The organism is Roseovarius salincola, from assembly GCF_026891095.1.
Lineage (GTDB): Bacteria > Pseudomonadota > Alphaproteobacteria > Rhodobacterales > Rhodobacteraceae > Roseovarius > Roseovarius salincola.
On the sequence record NZ_JAPTNL010000013.1, the window covers coordinates 34,261 to 51,640 of the forward strand.

The 17,380-nt window shown below is 64.1% G+C and carries 15 protein-coding genes; 4 read left to right on the plus strand and 11 right to left on the minus strand.

The features are described from left to right. Positions 1-8: 8 nt before the first annotated feature. Positions 9-380, minus strand: coding sequence for a helix-turn-helix domain-containing protein (locus N5A93_RS13910; protein ID WP_268955708.1), 372 nt, complete (start codon positions 378-380; stop codon positions 9-11). A gap of 311 nt (positions 381-691) precedes the next feature. On the opposite strand from N5A93_RS13910, the gene N5A93_RS13915 reads away from it, so the two are divergent. Beyond that, positions 692-1,678 carry an NADPH:quinone oxidoreductase family protein gene (locus N5A93_RS13915; protein WP_268955709.1) on the plus strand — a complete coding sequence of 329 codons (987 nt, stop codon included), beginning with the start codon at positions 692-694 and terminating at the stop codon, positions 1,676-1,678. On the opposite strand, the gene N5A93_RS13920 is transcribed toward N5A93_RS13915, so the two are convergent. After that, positions 1,665-2,546, minus strand: a complete 882-nt coding sequence (locus N5A93_RS13920) for a LysR family transcriptional regulator (protein WP_268955774.1) — start codon at positions 2,544-2,546, stop codon at positions 1,665-1,667. The two genes, N5A93_RS13915 and N5A93_RS13920, sit on opposite strands and share 14 nt — an antisense overlap. Before the next feature lie 124 nt (positions 2,547-2,670). Here N5A93_RS13920 and N5A93_RS13925 point away from each other — a divergent pair, with 124 nt between their 5' ends. Beyond that, on the plus strand, positions 2,671-2,883 hold the full coding sequence (locus N5A93_RS13925; protein ID WP_268955710.1) for a YjiS-like domain-containing protein: 213 nt from the start codon (positions 2,671-2,673) through the stop codon (positions 2,881-2,883). 110 nt (positions 2,884-2,993) lie between these two features. Then, positions 2,994-3,713: a Bax inhibitor-1/YccA family protein gene (locus N5A93_RS13930; RefSeq protein ID WP_268955711.1), complete on the plus strand. Its 720-nt coding sequence runs from the start codon at positions 2,994-2,996 to the stop codon at positions 3,711-3,713. A 204-nt stretch (positions 3,714-3,917) separates the two neighbouring features. Here the strand turns inward: N5A93_RS13930 and rpmG are convergent, their stop codons facing one another. From rpmG to N5A93_RS13960, 6 genes are all read right to left on the minus strand, one after another. Further along, complete coding sequence (gene rpmG / locus N5A93_RS13935; protein WP_039682682.1) at positions 3,918-4,085, minus strand: 50S ribosomal protein L33; 168 nt, start codon at positions 4,083-4,085, stop codon at positions 3,918-3,920. A 108-nt stretch (positions 4,086-4,193) separates the two neighbouring features. Continuing rightward, positions 4,194-4,802: a cell wall hydrolase gene (locus tag N5A93_RS13940; RefSeq protein WP_268955712.1), complete on the minus strand. Its 609-nt coding sequence runs from the start codon at positions 4,800-4,802 to the stop codon at positions 4,194-4,196. A gap of 168 nt (positions 4,803-4,970) precedes the next feature. Further along, the gene (locus N5A93_RS13945) at positions 4,971-7,463 is read right to left on the minus strand and encodes a putative PEP-binding protein (RefSeq protein ID WP_268955713.1); all 2,493 of its coding nucleotides are present in this window, start codon (positions 7,461-7,463) and stop codon (positions 4,971-4,973) included. Positions 7,464-7,744: 281 nt separating this feature from the next. Then, entirely contained in the window at positions 7,745-10,000 is a 2,256-nt protein-coding gene (glyS, locus tag N5A93_RS13950) for a glycine--tRNA ligase subunit beta (protein ID WP_268955714.1), read from the minus strand. Positions 10,001-10,005: 5 nt separating this feature from the next. Continuing rightward, complete coding sequence (locus tag N5A93_RS13955; protein ID WP_268955715.1) at positions 10,006-10,530, minus strand: DUF6446 family protein; 525 nt, start codon at positions 10,528-10,530, stop codon at positions 10,006-10,008. Next, on the minus strand, positions 10,530-11,459 hold the full coding sequence (locus tag N5A93_RS13960) for a glycine--tRNA ligase subunit alpha (protein ID WP_268955716.1): 930 nt from the start codon (positions 11,457-11,459) through the stop codon (positions 10,530-10,532). The genes N5A93_RS13955 and N5A93_RS13960 overlap by 1 nt, the downstream gene beginning before the upstream one ends. Positions 11,460-11,625: 166 nt before the next feature. Between N5A93_RS13960 and N5A93_RS13965 the strand changes: the two genes are divergently transcribed. Next, positions 11,626-13,413 carry a trypsin-like peptidase domain-containing protein gene (locus N5A93_RS13965; RefSeq protein WP_268955717.1) on the plus strand — a complete coding sequence of 596 codons (1,788 nt, stop codon included), beginning with the start codon at positions 11,626-11,628 and terminating at the stop codon, positions 13,411-13,413. A gap of 3 nt (positions 13,414-13,416) precedes the next feature. On the opposite strand, the gene N5A93_RS13970 is transcribed toward N5A93_RS13965, so the two are convergent. The 3 genes from N5A93_RS13970 to N5A93_RS13980 form a co-directional block, all read right to left on the minus strand. Beyond that, positions 13,417-14,994 carry a 5-guanidino-2-oxopentanoate decarboxylase gene (locus tag N5A93_RS13970; RefSeq protein WP_268955718.1) on the minus strand — a complete coding sequence of 526 codons (1,578 nt, stop codon included), beginning with the start codon at positions 14,992-14,994 and terminating at the stop codon, positions 13,417-13,419. After that, the gene (locus N5A93_RS13975) at positions 14,994-16,439 is read right to left on the minus strand and encodes a TrkH family potassium uptake protein (protein WP_268955719.1); all 1,446 of its coding nucleotides are present in this window, start codon (positions 16,437-16,439) and stop codon (positions 14,994-14,996) included. The genes N5A93_RS13970 and N5A93_RS13975 overlap by 1 nt, the downstream gene beginning before the upstream one ends. Positions 16,440-16,530: 91 nt before the next feature. Continuing rightward, positions 16,531-16,758, minus strand: coding sequence for a hypothetical protein (locus tag N5A93_RS13980; protein WP_268955720.1), 228 nt, complete (start codon positions 16,756-16,758; stop codon positions 16,531-16,533). Between the last annotated feature and the right edge of the window lie 622 nt (positions 16,759-17,380).

Consider the following 17,380-nt stretch of genomic DNA (forward strand, 5'->3'; position numbering starts at 1 on the left):
GGTCAGGCTCAAGCCACGTCGCTCAGAACCCTTGCCAGATCGAACAGGCGGCGGCGCTGGTTCTCGGGGATCGCGTAATAGGAGCGCACCAGATCCAGCGCTTCCTTGTCCCCCAGAAGATCGGCGGGCACCTTGTCGCTGCCCTGGCGCGGACTGTTCTCGCTTTCAAGGCCCTCGAAGAAGAAGCTGACCTCGACTCCCAGCGCATCGGCGATGTCCCAGAGCCGCGAAGCACTGACCCGGTTCGCCCCGGTTTCGTATTTCTGAATCTGCTGGAACTTGATTCCAACGCTTTCGGCAAGCTGTTGCTGGGTCATTCCGACCAGCCAACGGCGATGACGTATACGCTTGCCGACATGCACATCAACGGGGTGCGGCATCATATATTCCTTCCCTGATCATCGGTCCCGGAGAAACCCGTATGCGGATGGCCTCGTATGGAACCAAAAATAATTTTTAACGAACGCCGTGCATCCCATGCAGCGCGTTTCAAAGGTAGCATCGTCAAGGGAAAACACAAGATAGAACACTAATCCAATACGTGACCCTGACCCTCCACGCTCAATCGTAGCGATTGCCCGGATCGAGAGCTTATCTATACAACCTCTGCTGGCACCTTGACAAGCCGTCACAGTTTCCTCCTGTGCAAACAGGGGCTTGCGGGCGGTGGATCAAGCTGCATCATGCAGACATGCGTGCTTTTCACATTGATTCGCCCGGTGCGGCCCCTGCTATACGCGATCTTCCCGCGCCCGTTCCCGCCCCCGGCGAGCTGTGCTTGCGCATCGGTGCCTGTGGGCTGAATTTCGCCGACCTGCTGATGATCAGCGGCGATTACCAGGATACCCCACCTGCCCCCTTTACCCTGGGCATGGAAGTGGCGGGCACCGTCGAGGCGCTCGGCGCACCCCTTGACACGCCCCGCGATACCGACACTCCGCGCCCCGCCATCGGCAGCCGCGTCGCGGTTTTCGCCGGTCAGGGCGGTCTGGCTGAACAGGGCTGCTTTCCCGCCGACCGCGCCGTTCTCCTGCCCGACTCCATGAGCGACATCGACGCCGCCGCCTTCCAGATCGCCTATGGCACCAGCCATGTGGCGCTCGATCACAAGGCCCGCCTGCAACCGGGCGAAACCCTGCTGGTGCTGGGCGCGGCGGGGGGCGTCGGCCTGACCGCCGTCGAGATCGGCAAGCTGATGGGCGCACGGGTGATCGCCTGCGCGCGCGGCGCCGACAAGCTCGAGATCGCCCGCCAGGCCGGGGCCGATCACCTGATCGACGCCCGAACCGACGATATCCGCGCCGCCTGCAAGGACCTAGGCGGGGTCGATGTTGTCTATGACCCGGTCGGCGGCGATCAGTTCGACGCCGCCTTTCGCGCCTGCAACCCCGAGGGGCGCATCCTCACCATCGGCTTTGCCAGCGGCACGGTGCCCCTGATCAAGGCCAATCACCTTCTGGTCAAGAATCTGAGCGTGATGGGACTCTACTGGGGCGGCTACCTGAAATTCCGCCCCTCGGTCGTCACCGGCAGCATGGCGCAATTGCTGCGCTGGTACGAAGCCGGGCGCATCAAGCCGCATGTCAGCCATGTGCTGCCGCTCGATCGCGCCGCCGAGGGGCTCGATCTTCTGCGCCAGCGCAAATCGACCGGCAAGGTGGTGGTCACGCCGCGTTGATATTCACCGCCAGCGACGGGCGCAGCGCGCCGTAACCCTGGCGCAGCAGCCCCGCCATCTGCTCAAGCAGCTCGTCACGCCCGCCCCGCATGTAAAGATTGATCTTCTGCACCCCCAGATCGGGCAGCGCGCCCCCCGGCGCGATCGCCTCCAGATGCGGCGGGATGCTGTCCTCCAGCAAGGCGCCAACCGCCAGATCGGCGCTGGTCAGCGCCTCGATGGTGCGCTCCTCGGTCGATTCCACCGCCATTTCCCAGTCGATACCGGCCTCTTCCAACCGCCGCAGGACGATCGGGCGAAAGATGCAATAGGTGCAAAAGGCCAGCCGCAAGGGCCGCTTCTTCCAGGCCAGCCCGTCGCGCGCGCCGACCCAGCGCAAGGGCATCTCGGTCAGGGTCTCGCCCCCCGCGCCGACGCCCTCCTCGGTGGTCACGATCAGATCCGCCTCGCCCTTCTGCAATGCCGCCCGCAGCGCCACCGTGCTTGACGACTTGAGATGCACCTTCACCCGCGGGAAGGCCGCGTTGAAGGTCTTGAGCACCCTTGGCACCACCGGATAGACCACGTCATGCGGCACCCCGATGACAATCTCACCCTCGTAGCTTTCCTCGGTCAGGCGTCCCACCACCTCGTCGTTCATCTCCAGGATCCGGCGCGCATAGCCCAGCAATTGCTCGCCCGCCGCCGTCAGCGCAATGGCGCGGTTGCTGCGGTCCAGCAAGGTCAGGCCCAGCAGATCCTCAAGCCGCTTGATCTGCATCGACACCGCCGATTGCGTCAGATGCAGCATGCCCGCCGCGCGGGTGACACCACCGCAATCGGCCACCGCCACGAAGGAGCGCAGGGTCGTCATGTCCAGATTGCGCATAGCATCACCTTTCTTGATGGAGCTGGCAACAAACATTCGTTTTCAAAATGCCAAATCCTCCTGCATTTATCAACATGTAAAATATGAACGCGCAATTCCATCACGAACATGAAAGGACAAACCCATGGCATTTCTCTCGCTGTCCCGCCTCACCGCACCCCATACCCGCAGCCAGGCACCCTCGCTGCGCGACCTTCTTGCGCTCCATCGCCAGCGCCGTCAGCTGGCGCGCCTCGACGCCGCCGCGCTCAGGGATATCGGCCTCGACCCGCACAGCGCCGGGGCCGAGTCCCGCCGCCCGCTCTGGGACGTCCCGCGGCATTGGCATCAAAACTGAGTCAATCCGTCATCTTCGCTCCGGTAAAGCTTGAAAAAAGCCCTGCCCTCACCGATATTACCTGCAAAGCCCCGCGACGGGGCTTTCAGCTTCACATGTCGGAGGTATTAATGGCAGAGTTTGACACAATCCGGACGGGGGCTGGCGCCCGTTCCGCCCAGATTGACGCGGGGCTTCGCGCCCACATGAACAAGGTTTACGGCACCATGTCCGTGGGCATGTTGCTGACATTCGCCGCGGCCTGGGCCGTGGGCACGAACGCCGCGCTCTTCGAGACGCTGTTCACCGGGATCACCCGCTGGATCGTGATGTTCGCCCCGCTGATCATGGTCTTCGCCTTCAGCGCGATGATCAACAAGATGTCGGCGGCGGCCGCGCAGCTCTTCTTCTACGCCTTCGCGGCGGTGATGGGCGTGTCCATCAGCTATATCTTCGTGGTCTTCACCGACTACTCGATCGCTCAGGTCTTCCTGATCACGGCAATCGCCTTCGCGGGCCTGTCGCTCTGGGGCTACACCACGAAAAAGGACATCTCCGGCTGGGGCAGCTTCCTCATCATGGGACTGATCGGCCTGATCGTGGCCTCGATCGTCAACATCTTCCTCGGCTCGCCGGCGATCATGTTCGCGATCTCGATCATCGGTGTGCTGATCTTCGCAGGCCTCACCGCCTACGACACGCAGGATATCAAGAACGAGTATCTCGCCCATGCCCAGCATGGCGACAGCGAATGGCTCGGAAAATCCGCGATCATGGGCGCGCTGCGTCTCTATCTCGACTTCATCAACATGTTCATCATGCTGCTGAATCTCCTCGGTCAGCGCGAGTAAACCCGCGCTCATACCATGCCATCATCAGGGGCCGGTCACAGCGACCGGCCCTTTTTCATGGCCCGCCCCGCCCTTCATCTGGCTTCAAATACCTCGGGGGGTCCGGGGGGCCGGCCCCCCGGCCTTGCCCCGAAAACACCCCCGGAATCAAGAAAGCCGCGCCCTGACGGCGCGGCTTTCCGATAACCTGCGGTCGGCTTGATCCTACTTGATCTTGCCTTCCTTGTACTCGACATGCTTGCGCGCTACCGGGTCGTATTTGCGCACCACCATCTTCTCGGTCATGGTGCGCGCGTTCTTCTTGGTCACGTAGAAATGGCCCGTGCCTGCGGTCGAGTTCAGACGGATCTTGATGGTCGTCGGCTTCGCCATTTTGCTCTCTCCTGCACCGGACGCGCTGCGCGCCCGTGAAATTCGTCATGAAGCCTGCCTTTTAAAGGCGCGCGCGCCCGAGTCAACCGGTTTTTCCGGCCCCCGCGCTCAGTTCGAGGACAGCCGCGTCGGCATCCGGTAGAAATGATGCACACCGATCGTCGCGGTGCGCGGAAAGGCCCGCGCCCAGCGCGGATTGACCGCCCGTGTGTGGTAATGTGTGGCGCCATCGGTCAGACGGCGCGGCGCGCCATCCACCATCAGCCCGGCAACCTTGCCCACCTCGCGATAGGCCCCCTTCTCGGCGATCACCTCCTCATGGCCATCGCAGGTATAGGTGAACTGGCAGGCGAACTTGCGCCCGGTGCCCTGATGCACGACGCCACAGATCGAATCCGGGAACTCGGCACTGTCGACCCGGTTCATGATCACCTCGGCCACGGCGAACTGCCCGCGCACGCTTTCGCCGCGCGCCTCGAAGTAAAGCGCCTCGGCCAGGCACTGCCACTCCTCGCCACCCTTGACGGCATCGACCTGCGCAAGCCAGTCGCGCGAATATTCCACATCCGTTTCCGGCTGCGAGAGGTAGCTCGCCCGCCGCTCGCCTGAAATCTGGCCCAGTGCCAGCCGTTCCTGTTCGAAAAGGCGCTTCACGGGCGTGTCCGCGGCAGCGGCCGTGCCGAGCGCCATGCAGCACATCACAATCAGTCTGAACATTCTTAATCCCCCAGCGCGGCCCCCAGTCGGCCGCAAAACTATCCGGGGCACATAGTCAAATTCGCCGGGAACGTCCAGTCCACGACATTAAAGGACGGAAAACGACCGGATTCCCGCCGATAGCGCGCGTTGCGCGGTCGCATATGTTGCGCAGGCGCGCCCTGCGCCCTACCCGGTCTTGTCCTTCACGGCCAGTTGTGCGGCAGCCAGTCGCGCCACCGGCACACGGAAGGGCGAACAGGAAACATAGTCGAATCCCGCCGCCCGGCAGAAGGCGATTGATTCGGGGTTGCCGCCATGTTCGCCACAGATCGACAGCACCAGTTCGGGCTTGGCGGCGCGCCCCCTCTCGGCACCGATACGCAACAGTTCCCCCACCCCGTCCACATCCAGCGTGTGAAACGGGTCCTCGGGGTAAACGCCCTGCTGCACATAGGCCGACATGAAACGCCCCGCATCGTCGCGGCTCAGACCATAGGTCATCTGCGTCAGGTCATTGGTGCCGAAACTCAGAAACGACACATGCGGCGCGATATCCCCGGCCCTCAGCGCCGCGCGCGGCGTTTCCACCATCACGCCCAGCCGATAGGTGAAATCCTGACCGCTCTCGCTGCGCACGGCCGCCGCCGCCGCGTCGATACGGGCCTTGACCAGCTCGACCTCGCGCATGGCGCTGACCAGCGGGATCATGATCTCGGGCACCACCGGCGCGCCCTCGTGGCTCGCCTCGATCGTCGCCTCGAAGATCGCGCGCGCCTGCATGTCGTAGATCTCGGGCACCGTAATGCCCAGCCTGACACCGCGCATCCCCAGCATCGGGTTATATTCGCCCAGCGCCTCGACCCGCCGCGTCACGTCCGACAAGGGCAGGTCCAGCGCCTCGGCCAGCTCGCGCATGCCGCTGCGATCCGATGGGAGGAACTCATGCAATGGCGGATCGAACAGACGGATACAGACGGGCTGCCCCTGCATGATGCGGAACAGGTCGATGAAATCGGCCCGCTGCATCGGCAACAGCCGCTCCAGCACCGCCGCGCGGTCCTCGCTGGAATCGGCAAAGATCATCTCGCGCATCACCGTCAGGCGGTCGGTCTCGAAGAACATGTGCTCGGTGCGGCAAAGCCCGATCCCCTGGGCGCGGAAATTCCGGGCAACCTCGGCATCGGCGGGCGTGTCGGCATTGGCGCGCACCGCGATATCGCGCGCCAGATCGGCCCAGGTCATCAGCGTCTGGAAGGATTCGTCGCGCGCCGCCTCCAAAAGCGGCGCCTCCCCCGCCAGAACCTCGCCATTCGTGCCGTCTATGGTGACCGTGTCACCCTTCTTCAGAACCCGCCCGCCGGGCAGATTGAGTTGCTTGCGCACCGGATCGAGACCGATCTGCGACGCCCCCACCACGCAAGGCAGGCCGATACCGCGCCCGATCACCGCCGCATGGCTGGTCATGCCGCCGCGCTCGGTCAGCACCGCCACCGCCGCATGCATGCCGCGTATATCCTCGGGGCTGGTTTCCCGGCGCACCAGCACCACCGCCTCGCCCTTCGCCGCCGCTGCCTGCGCCGCCTCGGCGGTAAAGACGATCCGCCCGCTCGCGGCACCGGGGCTGGCCGCCACGCCCCGCGTCAGCACGTCGCGTGCCGCCTCCGGGTCGACCTGGCGGTGCAGCAATTCATTCAATGCGCGCGGCTCGATGCGCATCAATGCCTCTTCGCGCGCAATGATCCCGTCCTCGGCCAGCGCCACCGCGATCGCCACCGCCGCGCGCGCATTGCGCGCCACGCGCACCCCGTCCAGCACATAGACCTCGCCATTCTCGATGGTGAACTCCACCTGCATTTCCTCGCGCAGCTTGCCGCGCATGAGTTCAGTGCAGGATTTCAGCGTTGCGAAGGCCTCCGGCGCCAGCTCCTCCAAAGACGGCCCGCGCGGATCGCGCTCAAGAAACAGCGCACCCGCGCCCCCGCTCAGCGCCTCGCGCCCCTGGCTCTGGCTCAGGTAGCGTCCGGTGATCTGGCGCGCACCGGTCTGGCTGTCCACCAGTTGCATCACCCCCGAGCCGCGTTCCCCTTCCCCAAGACCAAACGCCATCTCCTGCACCACAAGGCCCAGCCCCGCATCGGCGGGCGCACCCTTGGCCTGCCGCAACAGCCGCGCCGTCGTGCCCTCCCAGGCGCGCGCCATCGAGCGCAGCACCTCGGCCAGCTGCACCGCCGTCTTCTGGGGGAAATCCTCCTCGGTCTCCTCCTCATAGGCGCGCAGCGCCTGGCCCAGCCCGATCACCGGATCACTCGACACCTCGTCGAAGATATCCGGGTCAAGCCGCGCCACATGAATCGCATAGGATTGCACGAAGCGCAGATAAAGTTCCGATGCCGCCAGCTTGCCCAGCCGGTCGCTCAACTGCACGAACTTGCCGTCATTCATCCCGATATTCAGCACCGCCCCCGGCCCGCCCCAATCGGGGTCCTCCGACGAGGGGCGCACGCAAAGCAGCGCCTCGGAATCGAACGGCGCCAGCAGCGCGTCCATGTCGGGCATCTCGCCGGCGGCGATTCCATGCACCGCGTCGAACGACAACGCGATCGTGCGCGGCACCGGCATGTTCAGCCGCACCAGCCGCTGAAGACATTTCGCGCGCCCGCCATGGGTGCTGGCCGCCATGGGCGCCGAGTCCGTGATCAGGGTGATATCTGGATCGCTTTGCTGCACTGCGGCACCTTTGCTGAATTGGCGCAGAATACGCGCGATCCGTGGCATGGCAAGGGGGAGCCCGAAAAGATTCCCGTCGCGCCCCGGCGGCCGCCCTGTCCGGCAGCGGAATCGCCCCGACAGGCGGTTTTGTACATAAACCACCGCGCGCGCGGCGAATCCGGTACAGAACCGGCGTACAAAACGGACGTTTCGTACCAAATATCCGCCTGTCGCCCGCGCTGGCGGCGCGCTCAGCCCTCGAGCCGCGTCAGATCGGCGGCCTGAAGGCAGATGTCACGGATTTTTCCAAGCAGGTTCAACCTGTTACGGCGCAGGACATCATTGTCGCTATTGACCTGCACCGCCTCGAAGAATGCGTCGATCGGTGCCCGCAACGCCGCCATCGCCGCCATCGCCCCGACGAAATCCTCCGCCGCATTGGCCTTGGCGATCTCTTTTTCGGCTTCATCGAGGGCCTTGAAAAGGTCTTTTTCTTCAGTGACTTCCGCGAATTTCGGATCCGGTCCGAAGGAATATTCCACGCCGTCGCGTTCCTCAGCCTGGCTCAGGATATTGTTGGCCCGCTTGAACCCCTGCACCAGGTTTTCCCCGTCCTCGGTCGCCAGAATATCCCCCAACGCCCGCGCCCGCGCCACGATCAGCGTCAGGTCATCGCCCCCGTCCAGGGTCAGGCAGGCGTCGATCACGTCATGCCTAAGCCCTTGATCACGCAAATAAACTTTCAGGCGATCATGGAAAAAGGCCAGGAGGTCCGTGCTCAGATCCGGCATCAGCCCACCCACACTGCGCAACAGGCTGCCCTCGCTCGTGTCCGGTGACCCGTCCTTGCCATGAAGCTGGTTCATCACCGCATGATACGCCGCCCCGAACACGCCATGCTTCGCGATTTCGTCCAGGATCTCTTCCATCGTGTCGATCTCGCCTTCGCTCGCACGGGCACGATGAAGGCTTATCTTGTGTCTCAGAAGCTGCGCATCAATATATCTGTCCAGCTTGATCCGGTATCCGCCATCCAGCACGATGCGGATGATGCCCAGTGCCGCGCGCCGCAGCGCAAACGGGTCCTTCGATCCGGTCGGTTTCTCGTCGATCGCCCAGAACCCGGTCAACGTATCCAGCTTGTCCGCCAGCGCCACCGCCGCCGACACCGGCGCGCCGGGCACATCATCCGAAGGTCCAAGCGGCGCGTAATGTTCTTCGCAGGCGGCCGCGACCTCGGGTGGAAGACCCGCGGCCTCGGCATAATAACGCCCCATAAGCCCTTGTAATTCAGGGAATTCATAGACCATTTCCGAGCTCAGATCGGCCTTCGCCACATGCGCCGCCTGCGCCGCCAGACCGGCATCCGCACCCAGCTCCGGCGCCACCTCGCCCGCCAGCGCACCAATCCGCGCGATCCGCGCCGCCTGCGTCCCCAGCTGGCGCTCGAAGGTCACATGCCCCAGATGCTCGATCCAGGCGTCCATTCCGGCGCGCGCAATGCGCAAGTCATTCTCCCAAAAGAACTTTGCATCCGAAAGCCGCGCCGACAGAACCTTCTGATTGCCCGCCAGAATGGTCGCGCCGTGGTCTTCGGTCTCGATATTCGCGACCGTGACAAAACGTTCGATCCGCCCGGTCTTGGGGTTGCGCACCGAAAAGAACTTCTGATGTTCCTTCATCGAGGTCTGAAGAACCTCTGCGGGCAGGCTCAGGAAATCATCGTCGATCTGCCCCATCAATACCACGGGCCATTCCACCAGCCCTGCGACTTCGCCCAGAAGCCCTTGATCTTCAACAACTTCCATCCCCGCCGCAAAGGCCTGATTGGTCGCGTCCTGCCAGATGTGATCGGCGCGCGCCCCTGCGTCCAGGATGACGTGGGCGCGCCTGAGCTTCGCTTCGTAATCCTCGAAGGAGGTGACGGAAAACCGGCCCTTGCCCATGAAGCGATGACCTTCGGTGCTGTCGCCCGCGCGGATCCCGTCGATCTCCAGATCGACCACACGCGCCTCGCCGCTTTCGTCGCTCAGGATGCAGAGGATCGAATGCAGCGGGCGCACCCATCGCAGGCTGCCCGCCCCCCAACGCATCGACTTGGGCCAGGGGAAATCGCGGATCACCGCCTCGAGCACCTCAGCGACGATCACATCCGCGGGCCGCCCGGCCTTTATGATCGTGGCCACATAGACCTGCCCCTTCTTGTCGTCGCGGGTGTCCAGATCGTCGCGCGACACCCCCGCGCCGCGCAAGAACCCCTCGATCGCCTTGTCGGGCGCATCCACCCGCGGCCCCTTGCGTTCTTCGCGCGTGGTCGGGCTTTCGCCAAGCAACCCCTCCACCGCCAGCGTAAGCCGGCGCGGCGTCGAAAAGGCCAGCGCGCCCGCATAGGTCAGACCGGCCTCGACCAGCCCGTCGGTCATGCGGCTGCGCAGCGCCTCGGCGGCGCGCGCCTGCATGCGGGCGGGGATTTCTTCAGAGAAAAGTTCGATCAGAAGATCAGGCATATCAATCAGTTCCCATTCGGGGGTTCGGGGCAGCCTTCTGGCACGGGCTGGCCATCGAACACGACCTCGCCGCAAGGGTTGATCTGGTGCCAGACATAGCCGCGCCCGTCCTCGGTGACGGCAACCACCCGGTCGATCCCGTATTCGATGTCCTTCTGGCCAAGAAAGGCCAGCGCGCTGCCCTGTTCCAGCGCCGCACCGATTGCCTCGGCGTCGAAACAGTCGAACCATTCGGGCGCGACCCGCGGTTCGGCCCTCTCGTAGGCTTCATAGGTTTCGCTCAGCATCGCATGGCTTGACCCGGTGGAAAAACAAGCGCGGTAGCGGATCGGCGAGCTGTCGGAATCGATCGCCCGGAAGTCGTCGTATAGGATCACCTCCGGCTCACCCGATTCAAGCGACGTCATCCGCACATCGTCGCGGCCATTGCCCGGCACCTCATCGTAAAAGGCGTAGACCTGGAGGTAATAAAGCGCCACGCCCGCCACCAATGCGCTCAGCAGGATCGCGACTGAAAGAATCTTTCCCATCAGGCAGCATGCCCCCCTGCTTCGGTTGTGACAAAGGCATCGGCGCATTTCTTTGCCAGCGCCCGCACCCGGCCGATATAGGCCTGCCGCTCGGTGACCGAAATCACACCGCGCGCATCGAGCAGGTTGAAGATATGGCTGGCCTTGATGCATTGGTCATAGGCCGGATGCGCCATGATGATGCGCTGGCCGGTCTTGGGGTCATCGGCGGGCTGCGCGAGGATCGCTTCGCATTCGGCCTCCGCCTCCTGGAAATGGCGCAACAGAACCTCGGTATTGGCGACATCGAAATTCCAGCGGCTGTATTCCTGTTCGGTCTGGCGGAACACGTCGCCATAGCTGAGCGGGATCGGCGCGCCGGGATCGTTGAACGGCATCTCCATCACATGATCGACGCCCAGCACATACATCGCCAGACGCTCAAGCCCGTAGGTCAATTCGCCCGATACCGGATGGCAATCATGCCCGCCGACCTGCTGGAAATAGGTGAACTGGCTCACTTCCATCCCGTCGCACCACACTTCCCAGCCAAGCCCCCAGGCACCAAGCGTCGGGCTTTCCCAATCGTCCTCGACAAAGCGGATGTCATGCAGCGCCATGTCGATACCGATCGCCTCTAGGCTGCCCAGGTAAAGCGCCTGAAGATCGGGCGGGCTGGGTTTGATCAGCACCTGATATTGGTAATAGTGCTGCAACCGGTTGGGGTTTTCGCCATAGCGCCCGTCAGTGGGGCGGCGCGAGGGCTGCACATAGGCCGCCGCCCAGGGCTTCGAGCCAAGCGAGCGCAGCGTCGTCGCGGGATGAAAGGTGCCCGCCCCGACCTCCATGTCATAGGGCTGCATCATCGCGCAGCCCTGCGCCGCCCAATAGGCTTGCAGACGCAGGATGACCTCCTGAAAACTGCGCGGCTTGCTGGTCTTGTCCGCCATGATCGTCTCCGGTCCCACCCTGAAAATCGCCGCTCTTACCTACGGCCCCCGCAGGGCAGGGTCAATTGCGCCGCTCACCATATTTTTGGGTGCATGCCGGTGCAGATTTGCTAAAAGGTTTTGAAGCAGCTTTCAGAACACGGCGGGCAAGGGGCAAGGGGTCTTCATGGTACGGATTTTTATCGCGTTGGTTTGCGCATGTCTTCTTGTGGCGCCGGACGCACGCGCGCAGCAGGGCGAGCCCGTCTGGGTTCAGATCGAGGCCCAGCCCAGCCTCGCCGAGGCCCGCATGCGGATCCGCGACTACGCCGCGCAGCTGGAAGACGTGAACGGATTTTCGCTTGGCGGCGGCTGGTATGCCGTGGCGCTTGGCCCCTATGTCCGCGACGATGCCGAAAGTATCCTGCGCAGCCTGCGCCTTCAGGGGCTGATCCCGCGCGACAGCTATATCGCGCGCAGTTCCGATTACAGCCAGCAATTCTGGCCCATCGGAGCCAATGCGCTGAACCAGCCGCCCCTGGATCTGAACGCCCCTTTCACCGACACGGCGCAAGACGACGCGGCAGCGCAGGCAACCGAAACCACAGAAGCGATCGACCCCGCGCCGCAGGACTCCCCCGCCGCGATCGAGCCGCCCGATGAAACCCCAGCCGAGGCCCGTGCCAGCGAACGCGGGCTGACCCGCGAAGAACGAGCCGGCCTGCAAGAGGCCCTGCAATGGGCCGGCCATTACAACGGCGCCATAGACGCCGCCTTCGGACGCGGCACCCGCGCATCCATGGCCCGCTGGCAAGAGGCCAACGGCCATGACACCACCGGCATCCTGACCAGCCGTCAGCGCAGCGAGCTTCTGGCTCAGTATAACGCGGTGCTCGAAGGGCTGGGCCTTGAACTGGTGCGCGACGCGGATGCCGGCATCGCCATCGAGATGCCCACCGAATTCGTCGCCTTCGAGAAATACGAACCGCCCTTCGCCCATTACGTCGCCACCGGCGATGTGAATGCGCGCGTTCTTCTGATCAGCCAGCAAGGCACGCAAGATACGCTGGCGGGGCTTTACGACATCATGCAGACGCTCAGGGTCGTCCCCGAGACCGGCCCGCGCTCGCTTGATGGCGACAGCTTCACGCTGATCGGTGAAGGCGCGCTGCGGATCACCCATGCGCAAGCCTGGCTGGAGGATGGCGAGATCAAGGGCTTTACGCTGATCTGGCCCGCCGGCGACGAAGAGCGCCGCACCCGCCTGCTGGGCCGGATGCAGGACAGCTTTACGCGGCTTGACGGCGTGCTGGACCCGGCCGCGGGCTCCGCCTCGCAGAATCTCGACCTCGTGTCGGGCCTCGAGATCCGCAAACCGCGGCTGAACCGCTCGGGCTTTTATGTGGATCAGGGCGGCACGGTCGTCACCACCGCCGACGTGGTCGAGGGCTGCACGCGCATCACCATCGACGACGATCACGAGGCCGAAGTCGCCACCCGCGACGACGGGCTGGGCATCGCCGTGTTGCGCCCGCTCGAGACATTGGCCCCGATCGCCGTGGCCGCGTTCCAACAGGCGGTGCCGCGCCTGCAGTCGGACATCGCCGTGGCCGGCTATTCCTATGGCGGCGTGCTGGGTGCGCCGACCCTGACCTTCGGGCAGCTGGCCGACCTGCACGGACTCGACGGCGAGGAAAACGTGAAACGCCTCGCGCTCAACGCGCTTGACGGCGACGCAGGCGGCCCGGTCGTGGATGCCGGAGGCGCGGTCCTGGGCATGTTGCTGCCCAACCGGCGCGATGAGCGCAAACTGCCGCAGGGCGTCAGCTTTGCCGCCGACAACGCGGTACTCAGGCGCCTGCTGGAAGAGGCCGGAATCACGCCCGCCAAGACATCCGATACGGGCCAGATGCCGCCCGAGGCGCTGACCGACCGCGCCGCGGGCATGACTGTTCTGGTCAGCTGCTGGGAATAAACCTCAGACAATATCCGATCTGACACGGATCAGCGTCGGCCCCTTGGCGCTGAACGCCTGTGTCACCGCGCGCGCCAGTGCATCAAGGGTTTGAGGCGCCTCGGCCTTGGCTCCATAGGCCTGCGCCAGGGCGCAGAAATCAGGATTGTGGGCTTCGACTGCCTTGGGCGCGATCTGCGAGCGGATCATGTGATCCTCGATCTCCTTGAGCTTGCCATTATCCCATAGCAGGATCGGCAAAGGCAGTTCCAGTTCCACCGCGACGCCAAGTTCGGGCAGCGTATACTGAAAACCGTAATCGCCCGCGATGGCCATGGTCGGAAGGCCACGCCGCGCCACCGCCCCGCCGATCGCCGCCGGCATAGCATAGCCAAGCGTTCCGAAACCGTTGGGATGATGCCAGAGCCCCGGCGCGTCCAGCTCCCATATCTCGTTGGAGGCATAGGCGATCTGCGTCATGTCCGAAAAGATCATCGTGTCTTCGGGCATGCTCTCGCGCAGCGTTGCGCAGATAGCTCCGATACCGGGAAGCTGCGCCTCTACCTCGCTTTGCCAGCGCCCGCGCGCCGCGTCGATCTCGCCCTGCTTCCAGGCGCTTTCGCCGCCAGGCGCGATGGCATCGCACAGCGCCGCGATCGCGGGCTCGGCCCGCGCCGCGATGGCGATATCGGCGCGCTGCATGTCCGAAAGGACCTCGGGGTCGATATCAATTCGGATCAGCGTGCCCTCATGGCCAAGCTGGTCACGCCAGTGATCGACCTCGGCCAATTCGCTGCCCACCGCCAGAACCACATCCGCCTTGGCGATCTCGGCGGCCGATCCGGGCCGCGCGAGGAAACTGCCGTAAAACAGTGGCGTGCCCGGCGCAAAGATACCCCGCCCGGCATAGGAGGTGAAACAGGCTGCCCCAAGCGCCGCGCGCAGCCGGTTGAGACCCGCCGCCGCGCCGCGCGCGCCGCCCCCGGCCACAATCAGCGGGCGGCGCGCCCCGCGCAGCGCCTCGATCGCCGCGCTCATGTCGGGCAGCGCGTTGCCTGCCACGACCTGCGACTGGCGCGGCGGCGCGGGCGGGGCGTTACCCTCAAGCAGGTGGATCGGCACCGACAGCGCCTTGGGGCGCGGGCGCGCCAGCGCGAACTCGGCCATCGCCCGGTCAATGAGGTCGTAGGCAGCCTGCGCCGACCCGGCGGTCTCGGACCAGTCGGCCACGGTGCGCGCCGCGCCCGCCTGATCCTTCATCTGGTGCAACTGCCCGCGCCGCGCCGCTGTCTCGTCAAGGCAGGAGGAAATCACCAACATCGGCACGCTGTCCGAATAGGCCTGCCCGATCGGCGTCATGATATTGCACAGCCCCGGCCCGGTGATCACATAGGCCACCCCCGGCTTGCCGCTGGCACGCGCATAGCCATCGGCCATGAAACCCGCGCCCTGCTCGTGGCGGGCCAGCACATGGCTGATCCCCGCCTCTTCGATGCCACGATACATTTCCTGGTTGTGAACGCCGGGAATGCCGAAGATCGTATCGACGCCACGGGATTTGAGCATGTGGCTGATCTGTGCACCAAGGGGACGGGAAGTCATCAGTTTCTCCAAAAGCTGAGTGTGAAAAGCACGAAGACGGCCATGATCTCCAACCGCCCGATAAGCATGGCAAAGATCAGGATCCATTTCGCGGCGTCGTTGAGCGGAGCGAAATTGCCCGCAGGTCCAATGATGTCGCCAAGGCCGGGGCCGACATTGGCAAGCGCTGTCGCGGCGCCAGAAAGCGATGTGACGAAATCCAGCCCCGTCAGCCCGAGCGCCACCGCGAACACGCCAAGCGAGACGATGAAAAAGACGAAAAAGGTCATCACCGAATTTCGAACGTCATCCTCGATCCTTCGGCCCTGGAAGCGTGGGGTAAGAACCGCGTGGGGCGAATGGATCCGGCCAAGCTGCGCTTTGACCGAAGCGAACAGGATCTGGTAGCGGAATATCTTGACCGAACAGGTGGTCGATCCCGCACAGCCCCCGATCAGCCCGACGAAAAAGAAGAGCGACACAAGGAACGATCCCCAGCCCATGTAATCCACGCTGGCATAGCCTGTGCCGCTGATGATCGAGGTGATGTTGAAGGCCGCCTCGCGCAGTGCCTGTTCGGGGTGATGCGGAAAGATCGACATCAGGACCGAGGCCGCCACCACCACCAGGATCGCGATAGTCAGCAGGAAGGCCTGCACCTGGCTGTCACGGAAAAGCGAGCGGTTGCCCGCGATCATCTGCACATAGCGCACGAAAGGCAGCGCCGCCAGGATCATGAACACGGTCGCGACCCATTCCGCAGGGCCGGTAAACTGCCCGAAAGAGGCGTCGTAATTCGCGAACCCACCTGTCGAAACGGTGGTCAGCGCATGAACCGTGGCGTCGAACGGGTTCATCCCGGTCAGCATGTAGGCGGCGACGCAAAGCAGGGTGATCGCCACATAGATGGTCGATATGCTGGATGCGATCTGCGTAGCGCGCGGCAGGATCTTTCCCATCGTGTCAAAGGCTTCCGAGCGGAACACCTGCATCCCGCCGACCCGCAGTTCGGGCAGGAACACCATGGCCACGACGATGATCCCGATCCCGCCCAACCATTGCATGATACCGCGCCACAACAGCAGCCCCTTGGGCAGTTCTTCCAGCCCCGACAGGACCGTCGACCCGGTGGTGGTCAGGCCCGACATCGCCTCGAACACCCCGTCCACCAGCCGCGCTTCGGTCGCGCCCAGAATGAAGGGCAGCGCCCCGAATAACGGCAGGATGAACCAGACGCCGGTGGTCAGAAGAAAGGTCTGCTGAATGGTCAGCCCGGCGCGCACGCCGTTGCGGCAGGCCAGCGCCACAAGACTGCCGATCAGGATGGTCAGGATCGCGCTTTCGGCGAACACTGCCCAATGGCCGAGGCCTTGGGCGATATCGACCAGCATCGGCAACAGCATCGCAACGCCAAGCGCCATGACCAGCAGGCCGACAACATATCCCACGGGGCGCATATCAAACATGACGCGCAGAGTTGGCCTCACCCCGTGCCGCTGTCAAGCAGGATACCGCGCCCGACCGGGCGAACCGGCCGGGCGGCGTCCGCTCAGGCGATCAGACGTAGAACAGATCGCGATAAACGTGATGCACGATATCTTCGCGCCGCACACCTATACCGGCCAGTTCCTCGTCGGTCTTGGCCTCGAGCGCCTCGATCTGATCGCGGCGCGATGCGTGATGCGCATGCGCTTCGAACCCGACTGCAAGGGCTGCGAACATGCTTTTCAGCTTTTCGAGCAGCCTTTCGGGTGCATGCGAAATATTGGTGGTCAGTGTCGTCATTTTGGAAACCTCACGAGCTGTCGTTGCTTTCAGGTTTCCTCCCCACTCCAAAGCTAGGTCAGCAACACTGACTTTACCACCGACGATTCCTCATGCCCGTGATGCGCTCAGCGCAAGGCACTTGCGCGCGTCAGGTCTGGTCCGACCCCGGTGCATCCGTCATCGCGGCGCTTTTGGAGGCCGGCATGGCCGGAGGCTTTGATGGTGCCCGCGGTCGTTTGGATTGATCTGCGTCGACAGCGGGCGCTGGGGCCGGTCTGGTTTCGGCCTTGGCTTCGGCTTTCACCTTGGCGGGCGCACCGGCAGCCGGTGCCGGACGCGGCGCCTTGCGTTGTGCGGGCGGGCTGACCTTGGAGCGCGCTCTTGCCGGCGTATTGGGTTGCGCCTTGACACGCGGGGCCGCCGCAGCGGGCGGCGTCGCTGAAACCGAGGGTTTGACACGCACCCCCACTACAAACGGATTGTTCTGAAAAGCCGCGCGCCCGAATTCCTGGGCGACGCGCAGATTAGTTTCGATGAAGTAGCCACACAGGCGCATGCCCGCAGCCGAAAGCATGAGGGGCGTTGTAACAAATGTCATCAGTCTCTCCTCGGGGTCTTGAATATAGTGCTGACGCTAAGC

Bases quoted from the DNA above. Each gene is read 5' to 3' on its own strand.
- N5A93_RS13910 (WP_268955708.1), bottom strand. From the start codon at position 380: ATGCCGCACCCCGTTGATGTGCATGTCGGCAAGCGTATACGTCATCGC.
- N5A93_RS13915 (WP_268955709.1), top strand. From the start codon at position 692: ATGCGTGCTTTTCACATTGATTCGCCCGGTGCGGCCCCTGCTATACGC.
- N5A93_RS13920 (WP_268955774.1), bottom strand. From the start codon at position 2,546: ATGCGCAATCTGGACATGACGACCCTGCGCTCCTTCGTGGCGGTGGCC.
- N5A93_RS13925 (WP_268955710.1), top strand. From the start codon at position 2,671: ATGGCATTTCTCTCGCTGTCCCGCCTCACCGCACCCCATACCCGCAGC.
- N5A93_RS13930 (WP_268955711.1), top strand. From the start codon at position 2,994: ATGGCAGAGTTTGACACAATCCGGACGGGGGCTGGCGCCCGTTCCGCC.
- rpmG (WP_039682682.1), bottom strand. From the start codon at position 4,085: ATGGCGAAGCCGACGACCATCAAGATCCGTCTGAACTCGACCGCAGGC.
- N5A93_RS13940 (WP_268955712.1), bottom strand. From the start codon at position 4,802: ATGTTCAGACTGATTGTGATGTGCTGCATGGCGCTCGGCACGGCCGCT.
- N5A93_RS13945 (WP_268955713.1), bottom strand. From the start codon at position 7,463: ATGGCGGCCAGCACCCATGGCGGGCGCGCGAAATGTCTTCAGCGGCTG.
- glyS (WP_268955714.1), bottom strand. From the start codon at position 10,000: ATGCCTGATCTTCTGATCGAACTTTTCTCTGAAGAAATCCCCGCCCGC.
- N5A93_RS13955 (WP_268955715.1), bottom strand. From the start codon at position 10,530: ATGGGAAAGATTCTTTCAGTCGCGATCCTGCTGAGCGCATTGGTGGCG.
- N5A93_RS13960 (WP_268955716.1), bottom strand. From the start codon at position 11,459: ATGGCGGACAAGACCAGCAAGCCGCGCAGTTTTCAGGAGGTCATCCTG.
- N5A93_RS13965 (WP_268955717.1), top strand. From the start codon at position 11,626: ATGGTACGGATTTTTATCGCGTTGGTTTGCGCATGTCTTCTTGTGGCG.
- N5A93_RS13970 (WP_268955718.1), bottom strand. From the start codon at position 14,994: ATGACTTCCCGTCCCCTTGGTGCACAGATCAGCCACATGCTCAAATCC.
- N5A93_RS13975 (WP_268955719.1), bottom strand. From the start codon at position 16,439: ATGTTTGATATGCGCCCCGTGGGATATGTTGTCGGCCTGCTGGTCATG.
- N5A93_RS13980 (WP_268955720.1), bottom strand. From the start codon at position 16,758: ATGACGACACTGACCACCAATATTTCGCATGCACCCGAAAGGCTGCTC.